The 11,335-nt window shown below is 47.8% G+C and carries 9 protein-coding genes and 1 riboswitch; of the genes, 6 read left to right on the plus strand and 3 right to left on the minus strand.

The features are described from left to right. Window positions 1-14: 14 nt before the first annotated feature. Entirely contained in the window at window positions 15-2,414 is a 2,400-nt protein-coding gene (locus tag KDK19_RS23730; RefSeq protein WP_257293094.1) for a hypothetical protein, read from the minus strand. A 390-nt stretch (window positions 2,415-2,804) separates the two neighbouring features. Here KDK19_RS23730 and xerC point away from each other — a divergent pair, with 390 nt between their 5' ends. The 3 genes from xerC to KDK19_RS23745 all read left to right on the plus strand — a co-directional run bounded on the left by xerC (window position 2,805) and on the right by KDK19_RS23745 (window position 5,245). Further along, window positions 2,805-3,818, plus strand: a complete 1,014-nt coding sequence (gene xerC, locus KDK19_RS23735; protein WP_257255351.1) for a tyrosine recombinase XerC — start codon at window positions 2,805-2,807, stop codon at window positions 3,816-3,818. Further along, complete coding sequence (locus KDK19_RS23740; RefSeq protein WP_257255350.1) at window positions 3,815-4,522, plus strand: HAD family hydrolase; 708 nt, start codon at window positions 3,815-3,817, stop codon at window positions 4,520-4,522. The genes xerC and KDK19_RS23740 overlap by 4 nt, the downstream gene beginning before the upstream one ends. Before the next feature lie 168 nt (window positions 4,523-4,690). After that, complete coding sequence (locus KDK19_RS23745) at window positions 4,691-5,245, plus strand: hypothetical protein (protein ID WP_257255349.1); 555 nt, start codon at window positions 4,691-4,693, stop codon at window positions 5,243-5,245. Window positions 5,246-5,312: 67 nt separating this feature from the next. Here KDK19_RS23745 and thiD read toward each other — a convergent pair whose 3' ends face one another. Beyond that, a complete protein-coding gene (thiD, locus tag KDK19_RS23750; RefSeq protein WP_306674612.1) occupies window positions 5,313-6,137 on the minus strand; it encodes a bifunctional hydroxymethylpyrimidine kinase/phosphomethylpyrimidine kinase in 825 nt (274 codons plus the stop codon). Then, window positions 6,129-6,231, minus strand: a riboswitch (TPP riboswitch). Its footprint overlaps the gene before it by 9 nt. Window positions 6,232-6,384: 153 nt before the next feature. Then, entirely contained in the window at window positions 6,385-7,200 is an 816-nt protein-coding gene (mutM, locus tag KDK19_RS23755) for a bifunctional DNA-formamidopyrimidine glycosylase/DNA-(apurinic or apyrimidinic site) lyase (RefSeq protein ID WP_257255347.1), read from the minus strand. 200 nt (window positions 7,201-7,400) lie between these two features. On the opposite strand from mutM, the gene KDK19_RS23760 reads away from it, so the two are divergent. From KDK19_RS23760 to KDK19_RS23770, 3 genes are all read left to right on the plus strand, one after another. Then, entirely contained in the window at window positions 7,401-8,798 is a 1,398-nt protein-coding gene (locus tag KDK19_RS23760; RefSeq protein WP_257255346.1) for an MATE family efflux transporter, read from the plus strand. Between the two features lie 326 nt (window positions 8,799-9,124). Further along, a complete protein-coding gene (locus KDK19_RS23765; RefSeq protein ID WP_257276328.1) occupies window positions 9,125-10,042 on the plus strand; it encodes a hypothetical protein in 918 nt (305 codons plus the stop codon). A gap of 138 nt (window positions 10,043-10,180) precedes the next feature. Beyond that, a complete protein-coding gene (locus KDK19_RS23770; protein ID WP_257255344.1) occupies window positions 10,181-11,191 on the plus strand; it encodes a tryptophan--tRNA ligase in 1,011 nt (336 codons plus the stop codon). Window positions 11,192-11,335 lie beyond the last annotated feature (144 nt).

Genomic DNA, 11,335 nt, shown 5'->3' on the forward strand with positions numbered 1-11,335 from the left:
GCAAAGAACCTGTTTCAACGTCTTCCTGATTCGCCTTCTCCGGCAGAGGAGAACAACAAATTATTCCCATCGGGATAGCCCTTCTCAAGAAATAACGCGGGGCGATCATCCTGATCAAACACCATGCGAATAACGCTTCTGCTGAGAATATTTCCTTTTTGGTTCTTTTTGACAATCATGGCATTGCGTCCATCCATCACATAGCTCATCAATCCAGATCTATAACTCTTCAGGCCATCCGGTGATAGACAGGTTTTAACTTCAAGTCCACTGATAAAAAGATCCCAGGGGTCTTCTGTCAGCTCCAGAGTTTCTTCCCGGGACAACAGCTTGTTTCGGGTTTTCTCACTGAAGTCACTGAAGTTCGCCCGCCAACCTGCTTTGAATTGGGGGAAGTCCTTGTAAACGGCCTGCAAGTGTGGATTGTTCTGCGGTGATTGCCTGCTCCTGATAAAAGTATTGTTAGTACTGGTCTCTATAAACTCGTAGACAAGGTCTGTAATTTCTCTATTCCCCTCTTCTATCATGGTTGCCATGTATAGAGGCAGGAGATGGTAATGTCGTTGTTTCATTAGCCACTGCGAGAACCCTTTATTGGCTCCCACCAAAGCGTCCATCCCTTTTTCAGCGATCAACATGGGTAATCCTTCCTTCTGACAGCTAAAGCCCATGCTGTCCAGAAATGTATTAAACCTCTCTCCCATGTTGAATATCATGTAAAGCCAAACCAGTTTTTCATAAGTCAGACTTTGTGTGAGCTGTTTCAGGATTGGCATTACCATGGCCTTATTCATAACCTTGCTGGCCAATGCTTGCTCAAGAGTAGCCAGCCAATGATGGAAAACCTTGCCATCTTTCATTTGTCGCCTGCTAGCGCCGGAAGCTTGCAAAGATGCGCAGAGTTCCTGAATGTCATCTTCCGAGATGGTATCGGGTACAAATGCCAGCCATTGCAGCGGGGCCAGTCGCAAATGATCTCCGCCCTTGATTTCGGGCTCACCCAGTATTTTCTGTATTTTCGGGGTACTCTGAACCAGGCGGGCCAAGCCACTGATCAGATAGGGAATATTTTTTTTATTGCTATGTTTCATGATGGCCCTGACAAAATAATTCAACACTGAAGCATCCATTATTTTTTCGGAAGATTTACAAGCGGCAATAATCATCAAAAGTCGATGCACTTTCGCTTTAATATCGGGCTTGCCTTCAGGTAGTGATATACGAGCACATTCGTTTTCCAGGCCGTCAACTGCATCGAGCAATACCTGCGAATATTCCGGGGCCATCTTATTAATGTTTGCTCTGAGTACGGTTAGGTACTTGTCCAGCGGTTTGCTTTCAAGTAAAGCAAACCCTTTGAGATCACTGAGTTGTCTGAGCTTTGCAAACTGTAAAGCAACAGGTGCAGGTGCTTTCAATACATTGGCCACGGCACCAATATAACGGCAATAATCGATGGAGGCGGGTTGTTTCGACAAGTAGGCCAGCTCTTTAGCTATATGCCAGATGTTATCTGGAACTTCGTTATTTGGCTCGATGATATAAAGAACAGATCTAATGTACGACATTAACTCAGCAATATCAGCCTGCTTTGAAAAACCGGAACATGCTGCATAGAGATACAGCAATCTTCTTGCATAGATTTGAGAATCGATATAATCATCAACGTCTGATAAACGGCCGTTCCATCCAACTCTTGTGATAAATTTTTTTCCAATATTGTCAACTTCACTCAACAGCTGTCCGGAAAGTTCGTTGTTTTCCGATTTAAGGGTTTGTCTGACCTCCAAAAGTCTGTCCCTGAACATTTTATCAGGGCTTAATGCTGTCAACTGCTCATTAATGACATTGTCCACCTCTGGCAGAGAAGGCATATCAGGTAGACGCTGAAACAGGTTCTTTGCCTTCTCAAATCCGATGGATAAAGGAATACTCAAAACTATCCAATTGCACTCTAAAAGTGGACCTTTATACGCTTCTTCAGCAGCCAACATAATCTCGAGTTTTTCAGCCCAACTTAGAGAATTTGTTCTGGATAACCTTTTTACCGTACCCACAACATCAAGTTTCAGGCACTCTAGAAAAACGGCACATAGCACCTCATTGGTGGGTGACTTTTCAATTGCTTCAAATTGAAATTGATCCACCAGATTCCTGGCGGTTATCTGTATAGCTTCCGCTTTTGAATCAGAGCGTTGCGTCTCAGGATCGGGTTGAAGATTAACCTGCCGTTCAAATAACTGCTTACTGCCAGCAGTATTGTAGGTTTTCTCTGATGGTGCGGTGATGTCGGCTTGTCGCTTTACCTGCCAGCCAAGGTACTGAACCGAGTCATCTGCTGAAAAGCCGGTGGGTGGCTCCATGTCCAATGTATGCAGCTGTTGAGTCAAACCATTTAACTGATAAAAATCCATTTTACTTCCCTCGCACGGTGCGCATATGCTGTGTTTTGCATCCGTTGTGGATGACTGACATCACGCTCAAAATTGTCCTTGCAGTACCAACCTGATTGAGTCAAACCGAATCAGATATAACTTGGACTATTTATCCAATAATTAGTTCCAACCACTGCCATGGCCAAGTTCAGGTTAAGTGTTGGCCCACTCCCCGAAGCCAGAAAACTCAGGTGATTACTGAAATCTTCGCTTTTCCCACTGCAGAGATCGAGGGTTTGGGTCTTGCGCGAATTGAAGATAAAAGGTTAGTGAAACCCTGTGGAATTTCAAAAGAACTATCGTTTTCGATATTGCATGGCGACAGGCGTTAGTGAATGATGAACAGAAGCCGTTACCAAAGGTTATGTCATGCCCTTCCTGCAACAGGATATTGATGCTTTTCTCAATTATCTCAAGTTTGAAAAAAACAGCTCTATTCACACCTGCTCGGCGTATCAAAGAGATCTGGGCAAATTACTCAGACAGGCTGAGACGCTTGGCATTACTCACTGGCAAAAGCTGGAAGAGCGTCAGCTGCGGACATGGCTGGCAGAATTACATGGCAAGGGTCTTGGGCAGAAGAGTCTGCATCGTCTGCTTTCATCCGTTCGTAGCTTTTATCGTTATCTTAACCGTGAGGAAAAGGTTAAAGATAACCCTGCCCAGAGGGTCACCGCACCCAAGGTGGGCAGGAAGCTGCCTGTCACCATGGATGCCGATCAACTCACTGCGCTTCTTGATCGGAATGATGATGATCCATTAGTGATCAGGGATCTGGCTATCCTTGAACTCTTCTACTCCTCAGGACTGCGCCTGGCGGAATTGGTTGGATTGGATCTCAACAGTTTTCAGGATGAGTTCAGGCAGGTGACAGTTCTGGGCAAGGGCAGAAAAGAACGATTGTTGCCAGTGGGTCGAAAGGCTCGTGAAGCCATAAAAAAATGGCTGTCCGTCAGAGTTATTTTTCCTGAAAAAGACAGCGAGGCGCTGTTTCTCTCAAAACAGGGACATCGTATCAGTGCCCGTCAGGTGCAAAACCGTGTGAGCCAGCTTTCCAGAGAAGCCGGACTCTCAGGACGAATGCATCCTCACCTTTTGAGACACTCTTTTGCCAGTCATCTGCTGGAGTCCAGTGGCGATCTGAGGGCAGTTCAGGAGCTGCTGGGGCACAGTGATATCGCCACCACCCAGATATATACCCATCTTGATTTTCAGCATCTGGCCGACGTATATGATAAGGCTCATCCGAGAGCACAGAGAGTCAGTAAGGAGTCCTCTGTTTATGAAAAGTCTCACAAAGAGGAAAGACTGACCGAAGATCAAGAGCCTTCAGCTAACAAAGAGCCTTCAGCTAACAAAGAGCCCAAAAGGAAAAAACAATGATAAAGCTGATCACTTTCGATCTGGATGACACACTCTGGGAAAACATGCCAGTGCTGATTCGGGCAGAACAGAAAGCCTGGAAAAAACTCTGTGAATACTGGCCAGAAACCCACGAGAGAATGACACCCAAAGAAGTGTTCGAGTATCGGGTCAAACTGTTGGAAGATCGTCCGGAGCTCAGATATCAGATTACGGAACTGCGCCGGTTTTCTCTGCAGAAGGTTCTGCAAAACTGTGATTGTCCTGAATCAAGAGCTGAAGAAATTGCCGGTGACCTGATGCGGGAGTTTATGGAGTGGCGTCATGATGTGAAATGTTTTCCGGAAGTTCAGCCGGTTCTCTCTCACCTGTCAGCAGACTACACTCTGGCTGCGGTCACTAATGGTAATGTCGATGTAGAGAAATTATCGGTCAGTGAGTTTTTTGATTTTGCTCTCAAGGCAGAAGATTACAACAGTCTGAAACCGGAACCGACTCTATTTTTGAAAGCCATGGAACGTGCCGGAGTTACTCCGGACGAGACCCTTCATGTAGGAGACTGCCTGAAAGCCGATGTGGCAGGTGCCGGAGCATTGGGAATTGGTACCGTCTGGTTTAATCCTGCTGATAAGGCATTCAGTGGCGATCGCAGACCTGATTATGAAATTCGATCACTAACCGGTCTGCTCAGAGTTTTGGACAAGGATCTTCAGCCAGAATATTAAATACCTGACCAGTTAGTTTTGCCTGACGGGGCAGGTGTTTAATTCCGTCTATTGCCAGGATCAGAGGCAGTGAGACAGTGCTGTCCTCTGGTATTTTTTGTCAGGCATCTCTGGGACTTAATATATATTTCATTGATCTATATGTTTTTCGATACCGGGGAACTGACAATGAAACTTAAATATGCAGCTTGTATAGTAATACTTCTGTCTTTTACTTGTTTGCACGCTGATGAAGTAGAAAAACAGATAATAGGCACTTGGCTTGTCAGAGATAATTCACCTGTTAAGAAATATATAACTTACCACCCACCTCGTCGCACTACAAACCCGACAAAGTTTCGAATTAGAGGTTTCAGAGAATACTGTAGTCGGGACGTATTATACGGCAGATATGATGTAGTTATGGACATTCCGGGACTTAGTCATAAAGTAATAGGTATTTCTGGTGTATGGTTTTTCCCGAGAGACTCAGAGGAAAAGTTGATCTTAGACTATGGCTGCAAAGACGCTGATCCAGATAATATTAAACCACGCCCAAACGAATGTATTTGCCCGCCTGATGGTTTTTTAGCTACTACCAGAATTCTAAAAGCTGATGATAAGGAATTTATCTACGAAGAATACAATCCAGAAAGTAAGGTATTTGACAGAAACAACGCTGTAAGAGTTCCAGTGCAGTCACTGGAACAGATAAAGCAACTACCGTATCACGATGAAATCTGATTTACTTTTTTGATGCCAGACAGGCAAAGCAGCATCTCTTACTGCGACATCAAACATTCAGACCAGATCACCAGATTTTGTAGAAGTGGTGTACAGGTCCGTTGCCTTGGCCTATGTTCAGCTGATCGGCGTGGGCAATGGCTTGCGCAATGTATTTTTTAGCCTCTGGGATGGCTTCTCTCATGGTGTAACCACGAGCCAGTAATGCGGTAATGGCTGAGGACAATGTACAGCCTGTACCGTGAGTGTTACTGGTGTTTATCCAGTTGGATTCCAGTCGGTGCAGAGACGTACCGTCGTGATAAAAATCGACGGCCTTATTATCACTATTGTCGCCACTCAGGTGACCACCTTTCAGAAGGACCGCTTCAGAGCCCAGCGCCAGAAGAGGCTCAATCATATCGATCATCTGGTCGGGATTTTTGGGCAATGGACGATCAAGCAGCACCGCAGCTTCATGCAGGTTGGGTGTGATCAGGCTGGCTTTGGGAATCAGTGATTGCCTGAGGGTCTCAATAGCGGCCTGTTGTAGCAGAACATCACCGCTGGTAGCCACCATTACAGGGTCAACCACAAGATAAGCCGGACCGAAGTGAGTCAGAGTATCCGCTACCGTCGTGATAACATCTGGCTGGCTCAACATGCCCACTTTTACGGCCCTGATAGCGAGGTCCGAGAATACTGAATCCAGCTGTTGACGGACAAAGGCGGGTTCAACGTCAAGGATACCCTGAACGCCCTGAGTATTCTGGGCAGTCAGAGCGGTAATGACACTGCAGCCATAAGCGCCCAGTGCTGAAAAGGCTTTCAGGTCTGCCTGTATACCGGCACCACCACCACTGTCTGATCCGGCAATGGTAAGGGCGACAGGCGTCTCATTAGTCATCGTCATTGTTCGGTTTCCTACGCCGGCATCATCCGGTTCAGGTTCAATGGGTCTCTCTCAGTCCGGGAAACATTCATCCCGGACACCCCAACCAGCGGTGCGAGTCTATTTTGTTTCTATAGTGATGTCTATTGCTCAAAAGGCCCGTTACATCCCCGCTCAGGAAATTTTGGCTGATAGTGAAGGAAGAAGCGGTGTATTTCCCGAAAGTCATGCTCCTGATCGCCAGTCATCATCATGTTCTTTCTTTGGATTACCGCTGGCATCTTTTACAGTAGCAGGTACAGCGATTACCCAGCCGGATCTCAACTATCGGTGTTGAGCAATGAACGCAGGGTTCCCCCTTGCGTCCATAAACAGCCAGTTCTTGTTTGAAATAGCCTGGCTTGCCGTCACCCCCGACAAAATCCCTCAGGGTGGTTCCACCCTGCTCAATGGCTTTTGCCAGAGTCTCTTTGATGCTTTCGGTCAGTCGCTCGTAGCGGGCTCTGGAAATTTTTCCGCAGGGCCTGTCAGGCCGGATACCTGCTTTGAACAGGGCTTCGTTGGCGTAGATGTTCCCGACCCCGACGACCACATGGTTGTCCATGATGAACGTTTTTACCGGCTGTTTTTTTCCCCGGGATTTGAGATGAAGCCTACGGGCTGTGAATTCATCACCGAGAGGTTCCGGACCGAGTTTGCTTAACAAGTCATGTTTCATGATATCGTCGTCGACCCACAGAACCGCCCCGAACCTCCTCGGGTCGGTGTATCTCAGCGTTATCCCATGACTGAAAACCAGGTCGATATGGTCATGTTTCCGGGCTTCCTGTGGTTCTTTCAATATGCGCAGGCTTCCGGACATCCCCAGGTGAACCAGCAGGGTTCCAGCGTCGGTTCTGATCAGAAGATACTTCGCTCGTCTTGCGACAGAACGGATAACCCGGCCAGATAAATGCTGCTTTAAATGTTCCGAAACCGGCCAGCGCAGTTGCGGATTGCGGACGATAACATCCGACACGGTCTGACCTACAATATGAGGTGCAATGCCCCTGCGGGTCGTTTCAACTTCAGGTAATTCAGGCATCCACCGACAGTAGCAAATATGTCGTCAAAAGGCGATGTGATCGGCCTCTGATGGCAAAGGAAATAAGTAGAAATCCCGCGCCGGACCCCAGAAAGTAACGGCAAATTAGCCATATCAAATGCTGTCATGTGACTGATAAGATGGTTCCACTTTTATCCCGGTTCAGTTTTGGTAAAAGCACACCATAGCAGTGAGAGAAAATGACAGCCAACCCAACTTTATACCAACGATATTCCAGGGAACTTAGAGAACTTATTTATTTATCAGCCCCGATTCTGGGTGCGCAACTGGCGACCACTGGCATGGGCTTTGTGGATACCAGTATGGCGGGTCAATATTCTGCACAAGATCTGGCGGCAGTAGCCATTGGCTCCAGTATCTGGGTCCCGATTTATCTGTTAATCAGGGGTATCCTAATGGCGACGACACCGACAGTCGCCCATCTGTTTGGCGCCCAAAAAGTTGACCTGATTGCTTCACCGGTTCGACAGGCCATGTGGCTTTCTCTGGCGTTAAGTGTGGTCGGCATGGTCTTGATGATGAACCCTATGCCACTGCTCAATGTTCTGGAAATCAATGCCGAAATGGCTGCTAAGACGGAAGCCTACCTGGAAGCATTGGCCTGGGGGGTACCCGGCATCTGTTTATATCAAACCATGGTCAGCTATTGCGAAGGGCGCGCTATTACCAAACCGGCCATGCTCATCAGCTTTGTCGGTTTGTTGATCAACATTCCGGTTAATTATGTATTGATCTATGGCAAATTCGGCTTTCCTGAAATGGGTAGCGTAGGCTGTGGTTATGCAACAGCCATTTGCTTTTGGATCATGTGCCTGTTGATGTTCTGCTATACCCGGTTCAATCAAAAGCATACAGAAGTGAATCTGTTTGATCGCTTTGAATGGCCTGCAATGAGCCGTATTGTTATTCACCTGAAACTGGGTGTCCCCATCGGTCTGGCCATCTTTTTTGAAGCCAGTATCTTCTCGGCAGTGGCTCTGGTCATCGGCAAACTGGGAGCAGTGACCGTCGCAGGTCACCAGATTGCATTGAATCTCGCCAGCATGGCCTTTATGGTGCCGTTGAGTATGTCCATGGGAATAACCATCCGGGTAGGTCAGGCTTTGGGTGCCGGTGATCCTCAGGCTGCGAGATTCTCAGGGTATTCTGGTATCGTAGCGACCCTGCTGACTGCTACTCTGATAGCGGCTGTGATGTGGGCGTTTGCCGATGCTCTGACATCGCTCTATACCCAGGATGCTGCAGTTAAAGCACTGGCTGCCCAGTTGCTGATTTTTGCTGCACTCTTCCAGTACGCCGATGGTATTCAGGTTGCTTCCAATGGTGCCTTAAGGGGCTACAAAGATACCCGGGTACCGATGATCATAATTCTGATTGCTTGCTGGGGTATAGCCCTGCCACTGGGCTATACCCTGGGGCTGACGGATTTTATTGCCGATGAACCCATGGGCCCCCACGGGCTCTGGATTGGACTAGTACTGGCACTGACGCTTTCTGCTTTATTCCTGCTGCTCCGCTTCAGATCGTTGAGCAGGAGAGCCGTTGCAACGCAATTGTTTGCCATGAAAGTCAATTGAATAGTGAGAAGTCTGAGAGTCCAGTGCACACCTGCTCTGTCAGGGGCGGCTGTGTGATGCCGGATGGGATAAAACCAATAAAAATAAGATACGACACATCATGAGAATGTCCTGTTCGGGCAGACTTGTCAGGCGTTTGCTATGATCAGTCGGTGCATGTTTAGTCTTGGCTGCTCAGAATCAAGCTGACGAATTCCCCAGACTTTTAGTGCATGATTAAGGTGACTTTTGTCGTTCGTTTTTAAATTGATTCTATAAAAAGTCGCTTGACGTTTTTTGCTCTTTCCCTGCATCCGTTTTACTGAACAATGAAAAAAGAGTTATTTATGAAACCCCTCATGCATAGGCTTTTTTTTACGCTGCTTTTATTGTCCACAATTACCCTCAATGTTCGTGCCGATACCTGTCCCAGGGACATGCAAGCTGATTGCGGCTCTGGCATTATGAAAGATGCTGGCGAATCAGCGGCAGACATCGTTAAGGCTGCTCATCCCAATGTTTTGGTGTGCATGCCTTCCGGCCAAGGAGTAGATGCTGGCAATGTAATTGGTAAGGTCATCCCGGGAACCGAACCCGGTTCCTCTGTCTGTGAATACCCGCGATTAATCAATGCTACAGTCGTGGACACACAGGTCACCGCCAAATTCGATTGGCTTGACACAACTTATGAGCAGCTTGCCACCTGGCTCACTTCCTTTGCTCATATTGAAAAAAACGGCAACAGCTATTATTACGTGTCCAAGGGCACAGACCAGAACACGGGGCACCCGGACATCTGCGTCCAGTCTACTCCCGGCAAAGGGTTTGAATTTGGATATGAAACTGTATCAGATAATGGTCAGAAGTCATGCGGGTTATTTGTTGGTGCGCTGTATTTATCACCTTTCTTCCGTACTCCAGGCGACCAGACCGATGGCGATAGGGTCAGCACTAGCGATAGAGGGAGCGATAGAGAGAGTGGTAGCAACAGCTATAGTGACGAAGATGATTTCTGCTCCAAATGTGAGAGTGAATCGTTCCATTCTGACTGCCCCAGATGCGAGTGCAGTGTAGAAAAGTTCTCTACCAAATGTGATCTGTGTAATGGTAATGGCTGCGGCATTTTTCGGTGCTCTCTTTTTACCGGTTGGGCTGATTGCCCCGAGAATTCTCACGTCTGCGACCATATTACCTGCCCCGGTTTTAGCTGCCCAAAAAAACCCGTCTGTTGCAGGAAGCGCTGTCACAAGAAACCAGCGGGTTAGCTACTTACTATTCGCCGGTTAAAAAAATTCAGGCCTCAGAGTCCTGGTTGAGCTGCATGCCTTGCCTCTTCTATAATGCCGCCTTCCAGTTTTCAGTGAAGTGCTCATTGCCACTTCATGAGGCCCATGAGTGACCCCATGACAAAGACCAAAGTATTAACCGGTATTACCACCACAGGCACGCCGCATCTGGGCAATTATGTGGGGGCTATCCGTCCTGCGATTGAAGAAAGCCTTGACGAAAACATTCAGTCCTACCTGTTTCTGGCGGACTACCATGCCCTGATCAAGGGGCGTGACCCCAAGCGCATTCATCAATCCGGGTTGGAAATTGCTGCTACCTGGCTGGCCCTGGGTCTTGATACTGATCGAGTCACTTTCTATCGCCAGTCTGATATCCCGGAAATCATGGAGCTGAACTGGGTTGTGGGTTGTATGACCGCAAAAGGTCTTATGAATCGTGCCCATGCTTACAAGGCTGCTACCCAGACCAATCAGGAAGCGGGCGAGTCTGACCTGGACAAGGGCGTCCTGATGGGGCTGTTTAATTACCCGATTCTGATGGCGGCGGACATCCTGATGTTCAATGCCAACCGTGTTCCAGTCGGCCGTGATCAGGTTCAGCATCTGGAAATGGCTCGGGATATTGCGGGTCGGATGAACCATCACTACAAGACTCAATTTGTGCTGCCAGAAGCCGTAGTGGGTGAAAACACGGCTGTTCTGAATGGTCTTGATGGCCGCAAGATGAGCAAGAGCTACGACAACACCATTCCATTGTTTGTGCCTGAGAAAAAGCTGCTCAAGCTGATTCGCAAGATTAAAACCAACTCTCTGGAGCCGGGTGAACCTAAAGATCCGGAAACCTGTACTCTGTTCCAGATCTTTTCAGCCTTTGCGACGGAAGAAGAGGTGGCTGAAAAACGTGAGCAGTATGAAGCCGGTGCTGGTTGGGGGGATTTGAAAAATGAACTCTTTGATTACATCAACAATCTACTCAGGGACCCTCGAGAGCGTTACAACGATCTGATGGCTGACCCGGCATTCATTGAAGCTGAGCTGAAAAAAGGTGCGGACAAGGCCCGTGCTGAAGCAGCGCCCTTCCTTCAGGATATTCGCAATAAAGTGGGTATCCGTCCTTTTGCCTGATTTTCGGGGTTTACAGTCAGCCCACGGGGCTGGCTGCATCCGACAAAAATTTAACCTCCGCTTGTCTCTGATGCATCTTTCCAAAAGACGCTACCTATAGCCGAAAGAGTGCTCCCTGCGACTTGGCAGGGAGGTGAATTTCGT

Origin of the sequence: Endozoicomonas sp. ONNA1, from assembly GCF_024606325.1 — a bacterium.
In the GTDB taxonomy this organism is placed as follows: domain Bacteria; phylum Pseudomonadota; class Gammaproteobacteria; order Pseudomonadales; family Endozoicomonadaceae; genus Endozoicomonas_A.

Coding starts and splice junctions, on each gene's coding strand:
- KDK19_RS23730 (WP_257293094.1), bottom strand. CDS start 2,414: ATGGATTTTTATCAGTTAAATGGTTTGACTCAACAGCTGCATACATTG.
- xerC (WP_257255351.1), top strand. CDS start 2,805: ATGCCCTTCCTGCAACAGGATATTGATGCTTTTCTCAATTATCTCAAG.
- KDK19_RS23740 (WP_257255350.1), top strand. CDS start 3,815: ATGATAAAGCTGATCACTTTCGATCTGGATGACACACTCTGGGAAAAC.
- KDK19_RS23745 (WP_257255349.1), top strand. CDS start 4,691: ATGAAACTTAAATATGCAGCTTGTATAGTAATACTTCTGTCTTTTACT.
- thiD (WP_306674612.1), bottom strand. CDS start 6,137: ATGACGATGACTAATGAGACGCCTGTCGCCCTTACCATTGCCGGATCA.
- mutM (WP_257255347.1), bottom strand. CDS start 7,200: ATGCCTGAATTACCTGAAGTTGAAACGACCCGCAGGGGCATTGCACCT.
- KDK19_RS23760 (WP_257255346.1), top strand. CDS start 7,401: ATGACAGCCAACCCAACTTTATACCAACGATATTCCAGGGAACTTAGA.
- KDK19_RS23765 (WP_257276328.1), top strand. CDS start 9,125: ATGAAACCCCTCATGCATAGGCTTTTTTTTACGCTGCTTTTATTGTCC.
- KDK19_RS23770 (WP_257255344.1), top strand. CDS start 10,181: ATGACAAAGACCAAAGTATTAACCGGTATTACCACCACAGGCACGCCG.